At 66.0% G+C, this 20,801-nt stretch carries 21 protein-coding genes and 2 pseudogenes; 11 read left to right on the top strand and 12 right to left on the bottom strand.

Annotation, left to right across the window (positions count from 1 at the left end; translation table 11 throughout):
* Window positions 1-602 precede the first annotated feature (602 nt).
* From ACYVDA_RS06245 to ACYVDA_RS06230, 4 genes are all read left to right on the top strand, one after another.
* Complete coding sequence (locus ACYVDA_RS06245) at window positions 603-1,445, top strand: PIN domain-containing protein (protein ID WP_460816089.1); 843 nt, start codon at window positions 603-605, stop codon at window positions 1,443-1,445.
* 293 nt (window positions 1,446-1,738) lie between these two features.
* A complete protein-coding gene (locus ACYVDA_RS06240) occupies window positions 1,739-2,074 on the top strand; it encodes a hypothetical protein (protein WP_460816087.1) in 336 nt (111 codons plus the stop codon).
* A 407-nt stretch (window positions 2,075-2,481) separates the two neighbouring features.
* Complete coding sequence (locus ACYVDA_RS06235; RefSeq protein WP_460816085.1) at window positions 2,482-2,808, top strand: hypothetical protein; 327 nt, start codon at window positions 2,482-2,484, stop codon at window positions 2,806-2,808.
* Between the two features lie 3 nt (window positions 2,809-2,811).
* Entirely contained in the window at window positions 2,812-3,963 is a 1,152-nt protein-coding gene (locus ACYVDA_RS06230; protein ID WP_460816081.1) for a DUF262 domain-containing protein, read from the top strand.
* A 42-nt stretch (window positions 3,964-4,005) separates the two neighbouring features.
* On the opposite strand, the gene ACYVDA_RS06225 is transcribed toward ACYVDA_RS06230, so the two are convergent.
* Both ACYVDA_RS06225 and ACYVDA_RS06220 read right to left on the bottom strand, forming a co-directional pair.
* Complete coding sequence (locus ACYVDA_RS06225) at window positions 4,006-4,155, bottom strand: hypothetical protein (protein ID WP_460816080.1); 150 nt, start codon at window positions 4,153-4,155, stop codon at window positions 4,006-4,008.
* Between the two features lie 559 nt (window positions 4,156-4,714).
* On the bottom strand, window positions 4,715-5,656 hold the full coding sequence (locus tag ACYVDA_RS06220) for a GlxA family transcriptional regulator (protein WP_003941078.1): 942 nt from the start codon (window positions 5,654-5,656) through the stop codon (window positions 4,715-4,717).
* 108 nt (window positions 5,657-5,764) lie between these two features.
* Between ACYVDA_RS06220 and ACYVDA_RS06215 the strand changes: the two genes are divergently transcribed.
* Complete coding sequence (locus ACYVDA_RS06215; RefSeq protein WP_460816078.1) at window positions 5,765-6,076, top strand: putative quinol monooxygenase; 312 nt, start codon at window positions 5,765-5,767, stop codon at window positions 6,074-6,076.
* Window positions 6,077-6,750: 674 nt separating this feature from the next.
* A complete protein-coding gene (locus tag ACYVDA_RS06210) occupies window positions 6,751-8,064 on the top strand; it encodes an ISL3 family transposase (RefSeq protein ID WP_460816138.1) in 1,314 nt (437 codons plus the stop codon).
* Between the two features lie 142 nt (window positions 8,065-8,206).
* On the opposite strand, the gene ACYVDA_RS06205 is transcribed toward ACYVDA_RS06210, so the two are convergent.
* The 5 genes from ACYVDA_RS06205 to ACYVDA_RS06185 all read right to left on the bottom strand — a co-directional run bounded on the left by ACYVDA_RS06205 (window position 8,207) and on the right by ACYVDA_RS06185 (window position 12,754).
* Entirely contained in the window at window positions 8,207-8,887 is a 681-nt protein-coding gene (locus ACYVDA_RS06205; RefSeq protein WP_460816075.1) for an MBL fold metallo-hydrolase, read from the bottom strand.
* A gap of 61 nt (window positions 8,888-8,948) precedes the next feature.
* Window positions 8,949-10,070, bottom strand: a complete 1,122-nt coding sequence (locus ACYVDA_RS06200; protein WP_460816073.1) for an S-(hydroxymethyl)mycothiol dehydrogenase — start codon at window positions 10,068-10,070, stop codon at window positions 8,949-8,951.
* Window positions 10,071-10,152: 82 nt separating this feature from the next.
* On the bottom strand, window positions 10,153-10,449 hold the full coding sequence (locus tag ACYVDA_RS06195) for an EthD family reductase (RefSeq protein WP_349805675.1): 297 nt from the start codon (window positions 10,447-10,449) through the stop codon (window positions 10,153-10,155).
* 1 nt (window position 10,450) lies between these two features.
* A complete protein-coding gene (locus tag ACYVDA_RS06190; protein WP_460816069.1) occupies window positions 10,451-11,509 on the bottom strand; it encodes a 2Fe-2S iron-sulfur cluster-binding protein in 1,059 nt (352 codons plus the stop codon).
* A gap of 3 nt (window positions 11,510-11,512) precedes the next feature.
* Entirely contained in the window at window positions 11,513-12,754 is a 1,242-nt protein-coding gene (locus ACYVDA_RS06185) for a cytochrome P450 (protein ID WP_460816067.1), read from the bottom strand.
* Window positions 12,755-12,892: 138 nt separating this feature from the next.
* On the opposite strand from ACYVDA_RS06185, the gene ACYVDA_RS06180 reads away from it, so the two are divergent.
* The gene (locus ACYVDA_RS06180) at window positions 12,893-13,831 is read left to right on the top strand and encodes an AraC family transcriptional regulator (RefSeq protein WP_460816064.1); all 939 of its coding nucleotides are present in this window, start codon (window positions 12,893-12,895) and stop codon (window positions 13,829-13,831) included.
* A gap of 385 nt (window positions 13,832-14,216) precedes the next feature.
* Here the strand turns inward: ACYVDA_RS06180 and istB are convergent.
* The 5 genes and pseudogenes from istB to ACYVDA_RS06155 all read right to left on the bottom strand — a co-directional run.
* Window positions 14,217-14,993 (bottom strand): annotated as a pseudogene (gene istB, locus ACYVDA_RS06175) (IS21-like element helper ATPase IstB).
* 105 nt (window positions 14,994-15,098) lie between these two features.
* Complete coding sequence (locus ACYVDA_RS06170; RefSeq protein WP_460816062.1) at window positions 15,099-15,257, bottom strand: hypothetical protein; 159 nt, start codon at window positions 15,255-15,257, stop codon at window positions 15,099-15,101.
* A 41-nt stretch (window positions 15,258-15,298) separates the two neighbouring features.
* Window positions 15,299-15,685, bottom strand: a complete 387-nt coding sequence (locus ACYVDA_RS06165; RefSeq protein WP_460816060.1) for a Mu transposase domain-containing protein — start codon at window positions 15,683-15,685, stop codon at window positions 15,299-15,301.
* Between the two features lie 16 nt (window positions 15,686-15,701).
* Window positions 15,702-16,712, bottom strand: coding sequence for an IS481 family transposase (locus ACYVDA_RS06160; RefSeq protein ID WP_460816058.1), 1,011 nt, complete (start codon window positions 16,710-16,712; stop codon window positions 15,702-15,704).
* A 122-nt stretch (window positions 16,713-16,834) separates the two neighbouring features.
* Window positions 16,835-17,673 (bottom strand): annotated as a pseudogene (locus tag ACYVDA_RS06155) (transposase); the annotation flags it as partial.
* Between the two features lie 235 nt (window positions 17,674-17,908).
* Here ACYVDA_RS06155 and ACYVDA_RS06150 point away from each other — a divergent pair.
* From ACYVDA_RS06150 to ACYVDA_RS06135, 4 genes are all read left to right on the top strand, one after another.
* On the top strand, window positions 17,909-18,508 hold the full coding sequence (locus ACYVDA_RS06150) for a single-stranded DNA-binding protein (protein ID WP_460816056.1): 600 nt from the start codon (window positions 17,909-17,911) through the stop codon (window positions 18,506-18,508).
* Window positions 18,509-18,527: 19 nt separating this feature from the next.
* Window positions 18,528-19,049, top strand: coding sequence for a hypothetical protein (locus ACYVDA_RS06145; RefSeq protein WP_460816053.1), 522 nt, complete (start codon window positions 18,528-18,530; stop codon window positions 19,047-19,049).
* Between the two features lie 117 nt (window positions 19,050-19,166).
* The gene (locus ACYVDA_RS06140) at window positions 19,167-19,466 is read left to right on the top strand and encodes a hypothetical protein (RefSeq protein WP_460816051.1); all 300 of its coding nucleotides are present in this window, start codon (window positions 19,167-19,169) and stop codon (window positions 19,464-19,466) included.
* The gene (locus tag ACYVDA_RS06135; RefSeq protein WP_460816048.1) at window positions 19,466-20,782 is read left to right on the top strand and encodes a hypothetical protein; all 1,317 of its coding nucleotides are present in this window, start codon (window positions 19,466-19,468) and stop codon (window positions 20,780-20,782) included. The genes ACYVDA_RS06140 and ACYVDA_RS06135 overlap by 1 nt, the downstream gene beginning before the upstream one ends.
* The last annotated feature ends 19 nt before the right edge of the window (window positions 20,783-20,801 follow it).

The raw sequence follows: 20,801 nt of genomic DNA, 5'->3' as shown, positions 1-20,801 counted from the left end.
GGCTACGCAACCGCGGGATCGACACTCTGCCCAGCATCAGAACCCAAGACACGGCAGACTAGAAGACACGAACCGGTGGCCTCGTTTTCGAGCGTCGGATCGGCCTCATTTTCGAGCGTTGCCGACAACTGGCTCGGCTGCGCCCACCAAGGCTCAACTCTGCGACGACATCTGATCCCGCGTCGCCTGACGGCCGCGTACAGGTGCCCGAACGGCCCCTGACCTGGGAAACGTCTTCCGAAGTCTTCCAGCGTCAGGGGCCGCTTTTCGTTCGACTGCGGCCCCAGTGCGGCCCAAGGGTGGTTTGGGCGGGAAGACAGCCCCCAGCATCGGCAATCCCGAAGGACGACCAAGGGTGGGCGCTCAGGGAGGGCCGAGAGCGGCCTGAGCCGAAACTGGGCGACCACGCCCACGCACCGACGCTGCAGTTGTCGCGGGCTCCGCGTCGCGAGCCGCGCGCCTGTGCGCAGATTGTCACGATCGGGCGGAGGCCGATATAGGCGACCCCGGAGTGGCGGCTCCAACTGCTCCCGGCAAGACCCGCTGGGCCAACGACTCAGAAACTTGTCGTGCACATGCCCAGCCTTCGGAAGACTGCGCACATGCTGATCAGTCCCCTGCCTGGTGCCGACCGTGTAAACCTGCTTCGCGACCTCGGGTCGATACGTGACCAGGCCAAGAACCTTCAGAATTCTACGGCTGACCAGTGGCAGACATACATGAACTGGGCAAGCGAGGCCGAGCGGCTCCTGCGGACGCAGGTACATGACGCCGACATCGCGCGGCTGGTACGAACGCCGCGACACATGCTCATCTGCACAAACCCGCCGACCGGACGGGTGCTCATCGACTCGGAGCTCGACGCGCGCATCGCGGCCCTCGATAAAGCGGTCACAGCATTCGCTGACGCCATCAACCGATGGGATCAGGGTGGCAAGCTGGTCGTCCCGGACACGAGCTTCTTCATCAACCACGCCACCAAGATCGAGGACACCGACTTCTCCCGGCTCTTGGAGTGTCGCGAGATTCCGGTGCGACTGATAGTCCCAATGGTTGTGGTCGACGAGCTCGACTCGTTGAAGAAGGCAGGCCAGCAGCAGCGCCGGTGGAGGGCTGCGTATGCGCTCGCTGTGCTCGACCGCGTCGCAGGCCGCGGACAACGCGGTCGGCTGACCGAGGCGGACTTCACGCCATTGAACCGGGGCGAGATTCCACGTGGGGAGGTCACCTTGGAGATTCTCCTGGACCCTTCTCGTCACACGCGGCTCCCGATCAACGACGATGAGATCGTCGATCGTGCGGTTGCGGTGAAGATCACTTCGGGGCGCGATGTCACGCTCCTGACCTACGACACCGGCCACGCAACCAGGGGCCGTGTGGCTGACCTCGACGTCCTCAAGCTCGTCGAACCCAGGGAACAGGTCCAGACGGACGGTTTCGACTGATGGCAGGTAAGAAGAAGCGCAAAGAGCAGACGGCACAGGCGCTTCGCGGCCAACTCATGTTGCAGACGGCCGCCGGTCGCTACTTCCGGCCCGACGTGCCGATCGGAGAGCACACCCATCGTCGCACCCTCTACAGCAACGCCTCGTTTGCCGACGCCGAGCAAGTTGCTGCGCACTCCCGACCGCTTCCGTCACGTCGACCCCTCGGTCTTCCTTGCTCAGAGCATCACCGGCTGGGACTACGTCGACCGCTACTCCCCGACCGGCACGGGTGAACTGCCCTGGGTGTCAGCGTGTGGCGCGACAGCGACGACCGGATCGCTGCGGCTGCATACGTCTACGAGACCGGCTTCGAGAGGTGCCACCGGCCGACACTGGACCTGGATTCTCCGCCGCGCGATCGCACAGAGCTAGCGTCGCTGACTGGCCGCGACTACTTCAGCCTCTTCGACGACGAGAACACGACGATCGTCGGTCCGCTTGAGTACGCGCGGGCGTTTCTCCGCGCGGTGGTCGCAACAGGCCTCTGCGAACCCAATTGCGTAACAAGCTACTCCTGGCCCGACCAGGTCAGCCAGGTGGTCACCACCTGGCCCCCACTCGACATGCAGTATCGATCGACGCTGTAACCCGATCTCGAGTAACACCGGCACCCGAACCAGTCGACCAGGCGACACAGGCGACACAGGCGACACAGGCGCATTTTGGACTCAACAGAAGGTGCGATGAGCACGGCGGCGAAGGCCGTCACCTCTAGGCTCGGGCCGCAGGCAAACCGAGCCGGGTATGCCAGTCGAAGTTCAGAAGGGACATGCATGGTCTCCGCAAACCAGACCAGAGTTGCTGCGGTCCTCGCCGGCAAGTACCAACTACGAGTGCCGCTGTATCAACGTCGTTACGCCTGGAAGCGGGACGCGTGGACGGCTCTGTGGGATGACGTTCTCCACCTTGCGCTCGACCGAAAGGGAGATTCGGGCGAGCGGCACTTTCTCGGTTCCTAGCGCCCACCCCGCACGGAGCCCCCGACGCCAGACTGGTGATCGACGGGCAGCAGCGGCTCCTGACGACTAGCTTGCTCCTCTGCGCGTTACGCGATGGCGAGTCGCGGCTACCAGCGGCTCTGCGTGCCCGCATCGACCGATGCCTTCTTGTGGCATCTGGGACCGGCGGACCATTGAAACGCCTCAAGTTGCTGCCGACACAGTTCGACCAAAACGCGTTCTCCCGGGTCGTGCACCGCCAGGAACTCGAACCAGGACATGAGGCGTCGAAGGCCTACGACTACTTTCTCAAGCGGTTGGCGTCGATGCAGCAGGGAGATGACGAGAACGTCGAAGGAGTGACGGCGGCAGAAGTGGTGTGAGCGGTGCTGGACGGCCTCGAGTGCGTTTCGGTAGTGGCTGACGACAGCGATAACGTCCACAGAATCTTCGCGTCCCTCAACAACCGCGGTCAGCCACTCACCCAAGCTGATCTCATTCGGAACTACGTCTTTATGCGGTTGAGTTCAAGTGCAGAGGACTTTCACGAGTACACGTGGCGGCCACTGGAGGAGAAGTTCTCAGCGGACGAGTTGACCCAGCTCTTCTGGTTGGATCTGGTTCGAGATCGCCCGGCGATCACGCAGCGACAGACATACGTCGAGCAGCAGAAGAAGTTGCACAAAGTTACGAACGCCGGCCTCAAACGGGCGGTCGACGACATCGTGCAGGCGGGTGCGTTGTGGGATCGGATACTCCGGCCCGAGAGGGAACAGAGCAAGCTCGTGCGCAACCGGCTGGAGCGTTTGAAGGAGTGGAAGACGACCACGGTCTGGCCAGTCCTGATGTTCTTTCTTGAGGAGCGCGAGCACGGCCATGCCAAGAGCGCCGAGGTTGCGCGGGCGATGCAGTATCTAGAGAGCTACTTCGTGCGACGGGTCGTGATCGGCCGGGCAACGGACAACATGAACCGGGTGCTTCTCAATGCTCCGCAGCAGATGAGGGAGAGCGAGGAACCCGTTGACGTTGCCCTCAGGCGCTATCTCTCCGGCGAAGGCAAGCACTGGGCCACGGATGACGAACTTCGCCGCGAAGTGGGGACGAAGGCGTTTTACAACCACGGCAAGGCGTTCCAGAAGACACTCATCCTTACCTGGTTGGAGCTTGAACTCGCCGGTGGCGAGTACGTGTTGGCCGACGACTTCACAGTGGAGCATGTGATGCCGCAGACGCCAACCGCCGCCTGGCGCGCCGAGGTGAAGAGCGGAGCAGGCCCCGGCGAAAACGCTGACCTCCTCTACTCCGGCTTGGTCAACACACTCGGAAACCTGACGCTGGCACGCTCCGGGAGGAACTCGCAGATGGGTAATAAGAGCTTCGTGGACAAGAAGGCAATTCTCGCCAAGCACGGATCCGGCCTCCAGATGACCAAGGAGATCACGCGGAAGCACCACTGGCGACCAGATGACATCCGGAAACGCAGCGCTGTGATGGTTGAACGGATCATCAAGACTTGGCCCGGACCAATAGAGGAGTAGGAACCCAGTCACCGCCAAACGAGTTGGCACGCTGGGAGGCGGTCAGTCGTCGCCTCCCATCATGTTAAAGATGCGGACCTTGCCGAGCGCCTGTTGCAGTGCACCGATCAACTCGTCGTCGTTCATCGCCAGAACGTCTTGCGCTTCGATCCGAGAGGCGTCGTTCCGCGTGTAGGGGCCGAGATCCTTCACTATGGGGGCGCAAATGCCAACAAGTTCCAGGACTCATCGGGAAGTGGTGGACCGATCCGATGTCCCCTTCGTTGCCCCGAACAAAAACGTGGAGTGCGGTTGGGAGGCCCTCGTCGTCCCACGCGACGTTCACATCGATTGGGCGATCGAACACGAACATCAATAGGGCTCTTCCCAGATGGGATGTAGGTCGGCCGGGCGCGTCGGTCCGCAGATAGACGTCGAGGTCTCCCGACGATGGAGGTTCCTACGCCATCCATCCGAAAGACCTCGACGTGACCGACGCTACCCCGCCGGCCGGCTTCGGCCGCCCTGACCTGACCGCCTTCGCGTCTCATCCCAATCGACCCTGATCGAGTCTGCTGACCCCCTCGACGAGAACGCAGCGACATCACAGCCACCCAACCCCGACCGTCCGGGAAGCCGGGACACGTCACCTGGCCTGTGCTGCGGGCGTGTCGAGTGGGTCGTCCAGGGGCAACGCAGGAGCGTCGACGCGACGTGCTGAGAGGTGGTTCCAGTCGAGCACTAGGACACCGGCTACAGGCATGGCGATAGGTCAGGAACGGCGTCGCTCCCTACGCAGGAGGGAGCGCAGAGTCTCGGCGTTCGCGTAGCCGACCCGTAGCGCGATCTCGGCGGAGGTAAGGTCCGTGGTTGCTGAGAGGTGCCGAGCTCGTTCGATGCGAAGCCGTTGGACGAAGCCGAGCGGAGTGAGGTTGAGCGCCGCACGGACTCGTCGTTCGAGGGTGCGCCGGCTGGTGCCGAGCGACTGCGCGACGAAGGCGACGTTGAACGGTTCGTCCAGGCGGGCGCGCACGAAGCGTTCGAACTCGACGACGATCGGGTCCTCGTGCCGGAGATGTTCGTAGGCGACGAAGGCCGCCTGCGACGGACGCTCGTCGATGATGAGGAGCTTGGCGACATGTTGGGCCAGGTCGGGGCTGATCGATCGCACGAGTGAGAGCGCGAGGTCGATGTGGGCGAACGCGGCGCCGGCGGTGACGAGGTTCCCGTCGACCACGACCATGGTGTCGAGATCGAGGGCGACGGTCGGATAGCGCTTCAGGAACTCCGGCCCCAGGAACCAGCTGGTCGTCGCCCGCCGATGATGCATCCGTCCGGTCTCGGCGACAGCGAACACGCCGGTGCACGCCGCGGCGATCCGGGTGGTCGCGTCGTCGAGGCGCCCGAGCGAGGCGATGACCGAACGAGCATCTCGGCTCTGGAGGGCGTCGTTGGTAGCGGCGGCCGTGAGGGTTCCAAGCGCAGGGACGACGACCACGTCGAACTCTGCGGACTCCGACAGCGGGTGGTCCACCGACAGGGTCATCGATGCCGTCGTGGTCACTCTCCGTTTCGGTCCGAGGATGGCGAGTTCGATCGGGTCGATCCGCGGGTCGACATCGCCGCGGGCTCCGTCGGCCACCCGCACGATGTCGATGACCGACGCGACAGCCGAACCGAAGCAGCCGTCGATCGCGATCAGTCCGATACGCATGGCGCGAACAATAGCAATACTGCCGTATACGCCACTTCTCACATGGCATTGCTCGTCATACGCTGAACTCGCTTCACCAAGAAACCTCGACATCTAGGAGAACCCCTCGTGTCCACACCCGCATCACTTCCGTATGCCTTCGTCGCCAAGATCGTCGCGGCCGATGGACAGCACGACGCGCTCGCCGATCTGCTCGTCGGCGCTGTCGCGCTCGCCAACGAAGAAGTAGGAACGATTGTCTGGTTCGCGGTCAGGACCCACGCCGACACCTTCTGGATCTTCGATGCATTCCTCGACGAGGCCGCTCGCGACGCCCACGCCAACGGCGCCATCGTCGCAGCCCTGATGGCCAACCAGCACCTCCTCGGCGCAGCACCCGAGATCCTGGCGGCCGACGTCCTCGCGTCCAAGCTCCCGTAGTCCGCCAACGCACGAGACGATCGCGCCCCGCCGAGCCGTCGCCAGGTCGCGACGCAACGCCACGCTGCGTTGCCGAGCGGTGCGAGGCCTATCGGCACACGGACAGGATGCCGGCCGCGAGCGCTCAGCCGGCGAAGGGTCCGTCGCAGAGGAGAGCGACGTCGGTGTCGGGCAGAGCCGTGAGGCCAGCGCATCGCGCGACCACCAGAACCGAACCGCCCCTGCCCTGCGTTTCCGCAGGTCAGGGGCTGTTCGCCGGAGCCGCCTGTCAGAATCGAACCGACGACCTAATCACGTCGGCTTTGCGTCTATCGCTTGATGCGCCCACTGGGCGAACGAGCCGCTGACCTGCGCAAACGCCGAGCGTGGGGGACGCCGCCATCCGGTGGTGACCGACGACGACCGACCAGTACCGACCGTTTCACCGGAGCTTGCGGCGGCGTCGAAGCCGAGCAAGCTCCATTCCTTTAGTTCACTGCGCCCTCCTCCTCGCCGGTCCCGTCGTCGTCGAAGACGTTTCAGGGGTCTTCTCAGATGACGGTGTAGGTCGGCCGGGCGCGCCGGTCCGCAGATAGACGTCGAGGTCTCCCGACGACGGAGGTTCCTACGCCATCCATCCGAAAGACCTCGACGTGTCCGACGCTACCCCGCCGGCCGGCTTCGGCCGCCCTGACATGACCGCCTTCGCTCGACTCGACGGCCTCTGTCTGAGCGTGACCGGACAACGACTTGAACCGGATCGTGCGGTCCTCGCGTGCCGCGTGGTGGAACCAGATCAGTGGTGCCGACGGTGCGGCAGCGAAGGCGCTGCTCGTGACACCGTGATCCGGTGGTTGGCCCACGAGCCGCTGGGCTGGCGACCGACCGTGCTGGAAGTTGTAGTGCGCCGCTACCGCTGTGCCGACTGCGGACACGTGTGGCGCCAAGACACCAGCGCCGCGGCGGAGCCACGCGCGAAGCTCTCGCGCACCGGGCTGCGGTGGGCGCTGGAAGGGATCGTGGTCGCACACCTCACCGTCGCCCGTGTCGCCGAGGGACTCGGGGTCGCGTGGGACACCGCCAACAACGCGGTCCTGGCTGAAGGCAAGCGGCTGCTGATCAACGACCCCACGCGGTTTGAGGGCGTGAAGGTCATTGGCGTCGATGAGCACGTCTGGCGCCACCCCAGGCGTGGCGACAAGTACGTCACCGTGATCATCGACCTCACCCCGGTCTGCGATGGCGCCGGCCCAGCAAGGCTGCTGGACATGGTCGAGGGCCGGTCGAAGGCGGCGTTCAAGACCTGGCTCGCCGACCGCGACGACGCCTTCCGTGACGCGGTCGAGGTGGTCGCGATGGACGGCTTCACCGGGTCACCACCGGGTCGGTGGAGTCTCGGTCCTGGCAAGACCGCCGCTGCAGAGGAGATCCCGGACGCGGTCACGGTGATGGATCCCTTCCACGTCGTGCGCCTGGCCGGTGACGCCCTCGACAGGTGCCGGCGCCGGGTCCAACTCGCGATCCACGGGCACCGTGGGTTCAGGGACGACCCGCTCTACAAGTCGCGGCGCACGCTGCACACCGGCGCGGACCTGCTCACCGACAAGCAGAGCGACAGGCTACGCACGCTGTTCCTTGATGACGCTCACGTCGAGGTCGAGGCGACCTGGGGTGTCTACCAGCGCATGATCGCCGCCTATCGCCACGAGGACCGGCAACGTGGCCGCGAGCTCATGGAGACGCTGATCACCGACCTCAGCGCCGGCGTCCCCAAGGTGCTCACCGAGCTCACCACCCTGGGCCGGACCCTGAAGAAGCGAGCCGCTGACGTGCTCGCCTACTTCGAACGACCCGGCACCAGCAACGGGCCGACCGAGGCGCTCAACGGACGGCTCGAACACCTGCGCGGCTCCGCGCTCGGGTTCCGCAACCTGACCAACTACATCGCCCGAAGCCTGCTCGAGACCGGCGGCTTCAGACCCCAACTCCTACACCCCCGATTGGGATGAGCCCGGTTGCGGCGGCGGTTGCGGACTGGTCGATGCTCACTGGTGGTTCCCTTCGGGTGGATGACGATCTCGGGGCACGGTGGTGCGGCCGATAGCGGCGGCTAGGCCAAGGAAGAAGGTGTCGCCCCGACCGAGACGGGCCTCATGGGATGCTCTCCTCCCCCGGAAGGCGGGGCACGCGCACTCGCGCTTGCGACGCAAGCACCATTGGTCCGCGCTCGGCTGCGATGGTGGTGTCGGGCCCATGACCGGTGTGCACGACCGTCTCGTCCGGGAGCTCGAAGAGCCGGCGACGGATCGAGCTCTTGATCAGGTCGGAGTCGCTGTAGGAACGTCCGGTCGCGCCCGGACCGCCCTTGAACAGGGTGTCGCCGGTGAAGACGCAGCCCAAGTCATGGACGTAGAGGCACACCGCACCCGGTGCGTGGCCGGGCGTGTGGATCACCGTCATCGCAGCTCCGCCGATCGTGAGCGTCTGCCCGTCGGACAGGTCGACGTCCCACAGTTCGGCCCCCTCCTCGTCGCCACCGTGGGTCAGCTCCCACAGCGGCCTGTCGTTGGGGTGCAGCAGGATCGGCGCACCGGTGGCCTCGCGCAGCGCCGGCGCGACGCGCACGTGGTCGTCGTGCGCGTGCGTGCACACGATCGCCTTCACCGCCCGGCCGGCGACGACCTTCATGATCGCGTCGACGTCGTGCGGTGCGTCGATGACGATGCACTGCTCGTCGTCACCGATGACCCAGACGTTGTTGTCGACGTCGTGGGTCTCGCCGTCGAGCCTGAAGGTGCCGGAGACGAGGGCGTGGTCCACTCGCGCGTTCATGCGGGGTCCCTGCGGCGTTGTGCGGAGGAGCACAGCGGAGGAGCAGAACGTCGTGGGGTGCTCACAGGACCACGACCGAGCGAAGCACGTCGCCGCCGTGCATCTTGTCGAAGGCAGCCTCGACGCTGTCGATGCCGATCTCCTCGGTCACGAACGCGTCGAGGTCGAGCCGGCCCTGCTGGTAGAGGTCGACCAGCATCGGGAAGTCACGCGAGGGCAGGCAGTCGCCGTACCACGACGACTTCAACGACCCGCCGCGACCGAACACGTCGATCAGCGGGATCTCGGGGATCGTCATGTCGGGCGTCGGCACTCCGACCAGGACCACTGTGCCGGCCAGGTCGCGGGCGTAGAACGCCTGCTTCCACGTCTCCGGACGGCCGACGGCGTCGATGACGACGTCGGCGCCACCCTCGTGTCCGGTGCTGTCCGGCGGCGGGGTCAGCGACCGGATCGCCTGCACCGCGTCGACCTGCGAGGAGTTCACCGTGTGGGTCGCGCCCATCTTCTTGGCGGTCTCGAGCTTCTTGTCGTCGATGTCGACGGCGATGATCTTGGCCGCACCGGCGAGCGCGGCGCCGGCGATCGCAGCCGCGCCCACGCCTCCGCAGCCGATGACGGCGACCGTGGAGCCGCGTCGGACGTTGCCGGTGTTGATGGCGGCACCGAGGCCGGCCATCACGCCGCAGCCGAGCAGGCCAACGGCGGCGGCACGGGCCGCCGGGTCGACCTTGGTGCACTGGCCGGCCGCGACCAAGGTCTTCTCCGCGAACGCACAGATCCCCAACGCCGGCGACAGCTCGGTGCCGGCCAGGTAGCCCTCGGCCAAAATCATCTTCTGCGTCGCATTGTGGGTCGCGAAGCAGTACCACGGCTCACCCCGGTCACACGCACGACAGCTCCCGCACACCGCGCGCCAGTTCAGGACCACGAAGTCCCCCGGCTCCAGACCGGTCACGCCCGCACCCACGGACTCCACGACTCCCGCGGCCTCGTGACCCAGCAGGAACGGGAACTCGTCGTTGATCCCGCCCTCGCGGTAATGCAGGTCGGTGTGGCAGACCCCGCAGGCCTGAACCTTGACCACCGCCTCCCCCGGACCGGGGTCCGGAATGTTGATGGTGGTGAGTTGCACCGGCTCGCCCTTGGCGAGCGCGACGACGGCCTTGACCTGCTGCGGCATGCGTTCTCATTCCTGGTTTTCGTGACATCGGACGTCCAGGTTGGCGCCGGCGTGTGTCACGTTGGGTTGTGATGCTCTCGGATCAGTCGTCCTCGACGAGGATGGTCACGCCCCCAGTGGCGAAGTTGGGAACGTCGGCCTGAGCGGCCTGCCCTTCAGGGGATGCCAGTGCGTCGTCCAGGCCTTGGCGTGTCGCAAACGTCGCGTGAAAGGACGCGGAAACAGGGTTGTCACCGACCAAGGTCTCCACGTTGAGTGAGTAGACCAGGTCAGTCGCGCCCGGGAGAGCACGTGCGAGCGGGACATGAACGTCCTCGTAGTGGCGACGGAACGCTTCCGGGTCGGTCGGGGGTCCATACAGGACAGTCAGGGTGGGCATGTCAGGCTTCCTCGTTAGTAGGTGGTGCTGGTGTGAGTGCGTCGGCAGGTGTGAACTTCTCCCGGTGAATGAGTCGCGGAGCCATGCGGCGCCTCTTGAACGCCTTCACGCCCGCTTCGACCATCGGCGGCGGACCGCACAGCCACCCCGACCATCCCTTCGCCGCAGATACGTCCTCGACAAACGCGTCGGTGGGAAAGCCACTGCGTCGCTCGGGATCGGGCTCGTCCGAGAGGACTGGCACGAAGGTGAACCCCGGGTGCTTTGCAGCGAGGGCGTCGAGTTGGTCGACGTCGTAGAGGTCCGCCTGGCCTCGGACACCGTGGTAGAGCAGGATCTGGCGGTCCGGATGCCGCGCGAGCGCGGTCCGCACGATGGCCACCAACGGCGCCAGTCCGGTCCCACCGCCGATGAGCGCCATCGGCTCGCCACCGTCGTCGGACTCGTCCACGACGTGGAAGTCGCCCAAGGGTCCAACCGCCTCCACGCGGTCGCCGACCGCGACGGACCCGAAGAGCCACTTGTCACTAGCGACGCCGTCGGGGACACGTCGTACGTGAAGTTCGAGAACCTTGTCCTCGCTCGCCGTGTTGGCCATCGAGTACTGCCGTCGCTCACCCGACCCCGGCACGACGAGCTCGACGTACTGGCCAGCGCTGAACGCGAGCGGCTCATCGAGGCCGAGCAGGATTCGGCGGGTGTCACGCGCAATGTCTTCGATCCCCACGACGGTTGCGCTCAGGTCCTTGAGCGGATGCGTCGCCCGGTTGGCCATGTCGCCACGCAGGGCCACTTCGGCGTCACCGCACGGTCGTGCCTGGCAGGCGAGAGCCAAGCCCGCCGCTCGCTCGTCCTCGCTGAGCGTCTCCAGTGGTGAGTCACGGTGGTCGACCTCACCCGACAGAACGGCGAGCTTGCAGGTGCCGCAGGTGCCTTGGTTGCACGAGTTGGGCATCCACACGCCAGCCCGCAGGAAGGCTTCTAGAATCGACTGATCCTCGTCGCACTCGACCCGCTTCCCCCCGACGCTGACACTTCCCGCAGTCGACGTCGACGGCACTCCTCACACCTCCCAGGTGCAGGTCAGGCTCGTCGGACCGCGGAACCCCCAGCCCCAGAACTCAACGTCCTCAGACTCGTCGCGCTCCAGGTTGGGGATGGCCTCCAAGAGTTCCTCCATCGCGATCCGCATGACCTGGTTGGCGTAGTAGATGCCGGCGCAGGCATGGTTGCCGGCGCCGAAGGCCAGGTGCGGCAGGGGTGGCCGGTGAAGGTCAAAGTCGGTGGGCGCGTCGTACTTGCCGGTGTCGTGGTTGGCGGCGCCGTACGAGAGGATCACCGGCGTCTGGGCCGGAAGATTCACACCGGCAACCTGTACAGGGTTCTTCGTGATCCGGGCTGTGGCGGACCAGATCGGCGAGGTCCAGCGCATACCCTCCGAGATGGCGCGAGGGATGAGGTTCGGCTCGTCCACGACCTCCTCCATCTGCTCGGGCCGGCTGAACAGGCCGACGAGGGTCGAGGCAAGCCCGTGACCTGGCTCCTGCATGGCGCCGAGCAGATAGACGTAGATCGTGGGGTAGATGTAGTCACGCTCGCGGGTCTCACCGGCCGGCATCCCGTCGTGCAGCCAGTGGGAGATCGCGGTGTCCGCGGGGTTCTCGATCCACTCGTCGATGAGCGGGTCGACGATGGCACGGATCTCTTCCTTGGCCTGGTCGCCCTTAGCGAACCGCTCGGGGTCCGTGAACTCACCGTTCTCGTCGACCCCGGCATTGGTGAAGGAGTTGCTGAGCTTGTGGAACCAGTCGCGGAGCTGATCGGACGAGACCGACTGCAGCCCGAGGAGGTCTCCGAGGGACCGCACACTGACTGGCTCGCAGTAGTCCGCCACGAGTTCGGCGCGGCCGTTGTCCTCAAAGGCCTCGAGGTAGCGGCGTGCGATCGGCCGAACCAAGTCGTCGACGAACTTGTCCACCTCGACGGGCTGGAGCTGGGGCTCGACCATGCCGCGAAGGTCGGCGTGGATGTCGCCGTTCACCCCAATGATGGCGGGGTGACCGAACGTGCGACCCCCAGCCGGAGTGATCACAGCCTCGAACTCCTCGCTCATGGCGATCTCGCGACAGATCTCGGCCGTGGAGGCGACGTACGTACCGAGAACGGGCACGAATGCCAGTGGCGCCTCCCGCCGCAACCGCTCGTAACTCGGGTAGGGGTTGCGCTCGAGCGCTGTCATCGTGATGTCATCGATCCAGGACAGGTCAGCACTGTCGGTCGATACGGGCTGCTGGGTGTTGGTCATCGGCTCCTCCTCGGTCTGGACGGCATGTCCACGGCGCGAAGTTACGTCCGTCACAGCCGCCGCGCGACGCCGATCACGCGATTCCGACACCGATTGCGCGCCTTCTTTGTGACGGGCGTCTCAGGTACCGTCCATCACATGCGTGAGTCGGCCCGGCGAGTGGCCCCCCGGGACTGGGCCCTTGCCTCTCGCGTCGTCGCCGAGGCATACTTCCCTCACGAGTTGCGGCAGCTCGGCGGCAGTCACGAACCTCGACTCACGCTGCGCACCCTCGATCTGGGCCCGGTCCTCATCGGGCACGTCGGGTGGGGTGCCGATGTCGCCATCGAGTGTGACTACCCAAGTTCCTACGAGGTGAACATGCCGATCACAGGCCACCTCGAAAGTTCCGGCCGGCACGGAGTCGTGACATCTGTGGCCGGCCAAGGCACCGTGTTTCGTCCCGACACGCCGTCGCTCATCACTCATTGGGACGCCACGTGCACCGTTCTCGGAGTCAAGTTCGACAGCTCGTGGCTAGAGGTCGAGGTCGAACGTCTGCTCGGGCCCGACCGAGCCACCGTGAAGAACCTCCTTCCCGATCAGATGCACCTCGAGCACGGCCACGGTCGCGCTTGGCGCAACCTCGTTGCCGGTCTCGCGACCCACCTTCGGGACCCCGACCTGTTCGCCGACAGCGACTTGGTGCGCCACCAGTTGGCCGGCACGATCGTCGCCGGGCTCGTTGAGGCGTGCGGTCACGACCGTTTGGGCGCACGCGCTCAGCCACGCGCCATCAAGTTGCTGATCCAGCAGGTGCACGACGATCCTGCCCGCCCTTGGACTGCTGCTGACATGGCCGAGGTCGCCGGCACCAGCGTGAGACGGCTCCAGGAAGGCTTCCAAGCCTCCGTGGGATGCACGCCCACGCAATACCTCCTCGACGTACGCCTCCAGCGCGCGCACGCCGATCTCATCAACCTTCCGAACCTGAGTGTCAGTGACGTCGCCGCGCGGTGGGGGTTCTCTTCTGCGAGCCGCTTCGCGGCTGCGTTCCGTCGTCGCTACGGCGTCGCACCTGCGACGGCTCGCCGCTAGTGAAGGCTCAGGTCGCGCGCCGGTACGGCACGTACTGGCCGGCGTGACTGCGCCCAAAGGCAAACCGCCCCCTTGGGCATGTAAGCCTTCGACAGCCCCGGGATAGGCCGTCCCACGCCGGCACTTGGCGGTCGCTACGAGCCGTGACCTGGTCCAGCCTGTTGTTCTAACTAATCGCTCACAGCGCTCAGTCAGACCTGAAGAAGTGTTTGTGTCTTCTCAATAATTCGGCTTAGGGTGAAGCACTTCGCTGTCTTGTGTCAAGGGCCAGTAGGAACTGCCCAGTGGCGGACATGAAACCTGCCCGCTGACGGTCACGAGATCTGCCCGGTGGAGGCCATGGGATCTGCCCAAGGGGCCTGCGGCCACCACCGGCTCAGCTCGGTCAGCTCAACGGGCTCACTCCTTGGCCGGCGAGTGCCTGGGTGAGGCGCACAGAGTCGCCGCTCGTCTGGCAGACGTGGGCGTGGTGGAGCAGCCTGTCGACGGTGGCGGTGGCCAGTGTCTTGGGCATCAGTTCGTCGAATCCGGATGGGTGCAGGTTCGAGCTGATCGCGACCGAGCGCTTATCGTAGGCGGCGTCGACGAGTCGGTAGAGCCCTTCGGCGGCGTCCGCGGCCACCGGTAGCAGGCCAATGTCGTCAACGACAACGACGTCTGCTCGCAGGATCCGGGCGATGGCCTTGGTGACGGTGTCGTCGGCGCGGTGCCGGCGCAGCATGACGCCGAGGTCTTCCAGGGTGAACCAGGCGACCTTCAGTCCTTGTTCGACGGCTTGTTGGCCGAGGGCTTCGAGTAGGAACGTCTTCCCGGTCCCGGATGGCCCGCGACCACGAGGTTCTCGGGTCGGTGGACCCATTCCAGGGTGCGTAGCGCCTGCTGGGTGGGTGCCGGGATCGAGGACGCCTCTGGTTGCCAAGCATCGAAGGTCTTCCCGGTCGGGAACCCCGCAGCCGCCCGGCGGGTCGCCAGTGCGGAGCGTTCCCGGCCGGCGACCTCTTCGGCGAACAGCGCCTTGAGCACCTCGGCGGGTTCCCAACGTTGGGCCTTCGCGGTCGCGACGACCTCGGGTGCGTGGCGACGGATGCGGCAGCCGCAGCCGGCGCAACAGCTCCTCCAAGTCGGCGGGAAGTGGCGGCGCTGTAGTTGTCCTGGTCGTCATCGAGCTGCCTCGCTGTCGTCCTCGACGGCCTGGCTGGCTCGTTGACCGAGTTGCGCCCAGGCGCTGGTGCCTTGGGTGAGCGAGCGGTCCTCGCTGGCCCGGTGTTCATCGACGCCGGGGTGTCGGGGCTCCTCGACCGTGGCGGTGATCCAGGATCGAGGACAGGTCGGCCTCGGCGAACCGGCCGTGGACGGCGGCGTGGCCGAGTGCCCAGTCGACCTCGACGGGGTCGAACAGCTTCGCCAGCGCGAGGGCTTCACTCATCTTGACTCGCATCTTGGTGGTGCCTGCTGCGGCGGCCTCGATCAGCCACAGTCGGGCGCCCTCGCCCAGGTCGAGGAACTCGGCTTCCGCTGGTTCTTCGCTCGTGGTCGACGATCCAGCGGCCCCTCGGGCTGAGGTCCGAAGTGGTAATCGTTGATGCGTGGCGTGCCAGGTGTCGCGCGGTGATGGCGGGCGACCTCGAGTGGCCCGTCCTCACCGACGTGGACGATGACAACCTGCTCGTCGACGCCGACGCCCTGGGTGCGCACCCACACCGTCGCACCGAGCAGCTGGTGTGGGACCGAGTACTGGCCCGACTCGAACGTCACCATCGGCGTGTTCGCCGGCACCACCCGTGTGGTGCCGAACGCGACCGTGTGCGGCACCATCGGGACCGGGTGCAACCGGGCACGTTCCTGCGCGAGCATCTCGACCGGTGGTCGTCTAGTTGTGATGCCCAGCCAGGTTGTCCAATCTGGTGATGGGTGCTGCTTTGCCGATGGCGGAGTGGGGCCGGTGGTGGTTGTAGTGGTGGATCCATGCTGGCAGAGCTGCGAGCCGGGCTGACTCGGAGCTGTAGAGCTTCTTGAAGGCCCACCCCTCGGCCAGGGTGCGGTGGAAGCGTTCGATCTTGCCGTTGGTCTGGGGTCGGTAGGGCCGGGTCTTCTTGGCGGTGATGCCCAGTCCGGTACAGGTTTCGCGCCACAGGTTCGACTTGTAGCAGCTGCCGTTGTCACTGAGGACCCGCTCGACGGTGACCCCGCGCTGCGCGAACCAGGCGACGGCGTTCTTGAGGACCTCGGTCGCGGTCTCCTTGGTTTCGTCCTCGTGAGCCTCGACGTAGGCCACCCGGGAGTGGTCATCGATCACGGTGTGCAGGTAGCAGGTTCCGATCACGGGGTTGCGCCACTTGTTTCGGGCCTGGCCTGTGCGCGCGACGGTTGCTGATCGGTTCTTCTCACCTTGCTGGCGGCCCACGAAACGCCACCCCCCGCCGTCGGGGACCTTGCCGAGCTTCTTGACGTCGACGTGGATCAACGACCCGGCGTGGGGGTGTTCGTAGCGTCGGATCGGCTCACCGGTGACCCGGTCGATGTGACTCAGACGGTTCAGCCCACACCGCACGAGCACCGCGTGCACGGTCGAGGACGCGATGCCGAGCTGGTCACCGATCTCAACCGGCCCCAAGCGCTGCTTCCACCGCAGATGCACAATCTGGCGGACCATCGGTGCCGGGGTCAGATTGGGTCGGTGGTGTGGCCGCGAAGAACGGTCCTCCATGCCGGCCAGGCCCTCGAGGTGATACCGCTCGGCCCATTTGTTCGCCGTCTTCCAGGACACATCGAACCGCTCAGCAGCCCGGGCGACCGGCCAACCCTGGTCGACGATCAGCCGGGCGATCTTGAGCCGTGCGACCGGGGTCAGGGCTGCGTTGGAATGGGTAGCGTGGGACATGAAGGCCTCCTGGTGGTGGAGCGGTTCCTAGGTAGCTCCACTCCACATCGGGAGGTCTTCACCCGTCTATGGACTCAGATCGTCTCGTCGCACGATCTCGACCAACGTGCCTGGACATCACATCTAGTGATCCGGTGGGCACGGGTGTTGACCTTCTCGCGGAACTCCATGCAGGCGGCCTCGAGCTCGCTGAAGCTCGCGTAGGCCTCGCGCAGGTTGGTGTCCTTGGGGACCAGGTCGGCCTTGCTGATCTTCACCGACGACTCGGTGCCGCCTTGGACGCCGGATCGGCAGGGACACACGTGTGCACCACGACCGAGTAGTGCTCGGCGACCACCAGTTGCGGGTTACGGACCGCGATACCGGCGATGTGCTCAACGGTGACGGTCTTCTCGTTGTCGGTCAGCACGTAGGTCGGCACTCCACCGAGTCGTCGGAACGTGACGTCCAGGGCGGCGAACACGCTCGGCATGGTCTTGTCGCGGATCGGCAACACGACCCGAAACCTCGACCACGCCAACCAGGCGACGAACAGCACCGTCTCGACGCCATCGATGACCGGACCGTCGCCGTAGTCGTACTGCAGCCACATCCCCGGCTCGGTGATCCAGGGCCGGTGCACCCGCACATGGCCGGCCCGGTAGGACTTCTTGACCCTCGCGACCGCGCGGCGGGTGGTGTGCTCCGAACCGGTGTAGCCCAGCGCGAGGAGCCTCTCGTGGGCCTTGTCGGCGCGGACCTTGCCCTGGGAGCGTTCGACCCACTCCTCGACCTTGGGCAGGTACTCATCAATCAGCTGCGGCCGAGCGGCCGACTTGTCCAGCTCGCCAGCAGCAGCGCGCCGCTCGACGTAGTGCTTGACGGTGTGGTGCGAGCAGCCGGCCAGCTCGCCGGCATCACGCAACGACCCGGTCAGGTCGTAGGCATCCAAGATTTTCATGATCTCCTCGGCAGACTTCACTGTGTCCCTTCCTCGGGGCGATAGGCGCTTCAGCACCGCTCATCGCACCCGAGGGAGGGGCCTCAACCGCGGACCGCGGCGAGGCAGACGACGTCGTGTCGGGCAGATCCCATGACCGTCAGCGGGCAGTTCTCATGTCCGCCAGCGGGCAGTTTCGTGGCCGTCTCCGGGCAGTTTCTCGTGGCCGTCGACAGTCTTGTGACGACGATCATGCCCACCGACCTGAGGAGCGACCGTGGAACTGCGCCACCTCCGCTACTTCGCCGCCGTGGCTGAGACCCGCCACTTCGGGCACGCGGCGGAGCGCCTGCACATCGCCGCGAATGTGGGCTCCGCTCCCACAGTCTTGTCGTCGCGCTCGCACCTAGCTCTTGACCGCAGCTCGCACGATGGGCTGCCCAACTCAGGAGCCAGAATGTCCATCCCCACCCAGATGAGCCTGGTGGGCTTCGTCGCATCCGCGCCGGAACTCCACTTCACCAAGCAGGGCGCCGAGTGCTGCCGGTTGCGCGTCGGCGTCGAGCGGTGGCGCAAGGAGGTCGACGGGAGCTTCACCAAGCTCGACCCGACGTTCCACGACATGGTCGCGTTCGAGAGCACGGCCCGCGAGACCTACGCGCAGTTCCGCAAGGGCGACTCGTTCGTCGCGAGCGGCTACGTCCACGAGTACGAGGTCGAGAGCCGCGACGGCGCCAGCCTCATCAAGGAAGAGTTCGTCGCCAGGAAGATCGGCCACAACGTCAACAAGACCGACTACCTCGTGCAGCGCGGCCGACACGCCGCACCGGAGCGCTCGCTGACACCGGTGCCCGAGCCTCCGCCCATCGCGATCTGAGCGGCCGTCGGTCATGGGCATGTACGACGAGGCCGACGCCGACTACCGCGGCGTCACCGACCTTCTCGAGCGTCCGCCGGAGTCGATCAACTGGAATCTCCTCGTCTCCGAGGACGCCGACCGCGCGTGGCGTGACCTAGACGCCTGGGTGACCTGGCTGAAGGTCACCTTCGGGCTGCCGCCGTCGATCGTTCCGCCGCACTGGCATCGCCACGACGAGCTCGTCTGGGAGCTCTCCGCCCTGCACACCCACTGGCTCAGTTGCTACCACGAGACAGCGAGTCCGTCGGCGCCGATCGCATGGATGCGTGACTTCGCGGACGCACGCAATCGGCTGCGGGACTGGGTCGCGATCTGCGGTACGCGCCTTGACCGCGATCGCCCCACCCGCCAGACCGTCTGGCCCGGCGAGAAAGGCGTGGAACTCGGCGGCGAGATCTCCATCGCCGACCGCCGGCGCGACTCCGAGGAGGTCGTCCGCGCCGATGTGCTGAGGCGGAAGGCCGCCGAGGCCGTGGCCAGGCGGTCCGTGCTCGCCTGAGCCGGATCCGCCTCATGGGCACTACCGCGCACCTTCATTCCACAGGCTTCGCGACCTCCAGGGACCCGACTTGACGAAATGGCGACGGTGGCATTCCACCCAGGAAAGGAGTTGATCGTGCTTCTCCCCCACGCACAGACATTGGCGCAAGCCCGTTCCTACCTCGCTGCGCTCTCCGATCGGGCCTCGACGATCGACGCCTCGTCGGCATATGAGCACGCTCTCGTCGAACTCGATCGCATCCACGGGGACGAATGCCCATCGGCCGACACCGAAGAGCTGACCGAGGACCGCGCCATTCTGCTCGCCGTCGCGACGTCAGCGCTCGAGGAACTGGAGCAGTGCGGCGTCGACCCGCTCACAGTCGAGCTCATCACCGCGATGCTCGATGACGCGTACGCCTTGGACGGCACCTGATGTACGGGGAGACCGGCGCGGCTATGCGCGCAGAGTTCGCGGCCCTTCTGCGGCAGCACCGCATCCAGCAACGGCTGGTAGGCACGACAGCCGAGGAGCGCGAGGAACTCGGTGGTCTGATCCGGACCTTCCGCCAAAGTGTCATCGTTTGGCTCGGCCAGGCCATCCGCGCCGCCAGCCCATTGGCCTTCTCCAACATGCCGCTGGCACAGCCGAATCCGTTCCGGGCAGCCGGCTCACGCGGCTCCCATCTGACCGCAGCCAGCCAATTGGCGCGGGCGATCGACATCGCAAGACAGCAGTCGAGCGCGCCCCCGGCGTCGACGGATGCTCTGGCTACGCCCAACGCCAACCCAATGGTGGACCGATGGCGCCTCGCCGCCCGCGCAGCGGCCCTCGCTGAACACGACACCAGCGAGCAGGTGTCCGCGCAGATGACCGCGCCTCAGGCTCAGGCTCTCATCGGCGACGTTGCCGCGCTGACCCAAGCACTGGTCGTCCTCGACCAGCGGTACAAGAACACACCCGGTTGGGAGCCGCTTGCCCAGAGCGCTCGTCTCGGCTGGGCATCGCTGGCTGCGGCCCTCGACGTGAACCTCGGCCAACCTGACTACACGGTCGATCACCTCGGCTGGCGACCGAAGACGAAGGTCATCACCGGCCCGGTGCGTCCAGGGATCCTCGGCGTACTGCAGGCGCAGCACAACCTCGTGATCCGGATAAAGTCCGTGCCCAACGCGCCCAACCTCCGCCTGATCGTGGACTCCCAACGCCTGGTTTCCGCGCACCTCGCGCCGTACGCCGCCCGGATCGACGACCGCCTCGCCGGGCGATGGGCAGAACGCGCCGAGACCTACGCCGTCATCCAGAAGGAGCTACGCGAGATCGGCGGGCTTCTCGGAAAGGGCGGCCTGGCCGTGAGCGAAGGCGCGAATGCCGTCGCGCGGCTGAAAGCGCTCCCCCACCACACGATCGTCGAGCCACGGGTTCTCTCCGGATTCCAGTTGCTATTCAACCGTCTCGACCACCGCATCGCCGACGTCATCGAAGACGGAGTCGAGCAGGGGGCCTTCGTCAAGCGCGTCACGCTTCCGCGCCTTGTTGGCGGGGGCGGGCAACTGGTACGCCCGGTCCGTGAACGCTTCGTTCCGGTCACCTCGGCGAAGGATCTCGAAGTCGTGAAGACCGTCCGAGAGCGGCTGCGCCCCAAGGACGAAGCGCTGATGTCCACCCCGGGACCGACGCGAGTCGACCTGCACTCCGCACTGATCCACCGACCGACCAGAGGAGGGGCTGTCGATGTCCCGAACATCTAATCCCCGCCCGACCGTCTCC

This window comes from Nocardioides korecus (assembly GCF_054778395.1).
The sequence above is the reverse complement of the archived record's forward strand: the minus strand, read 5'-3'. Positions and strand labels throughout refer to the sequence as shown.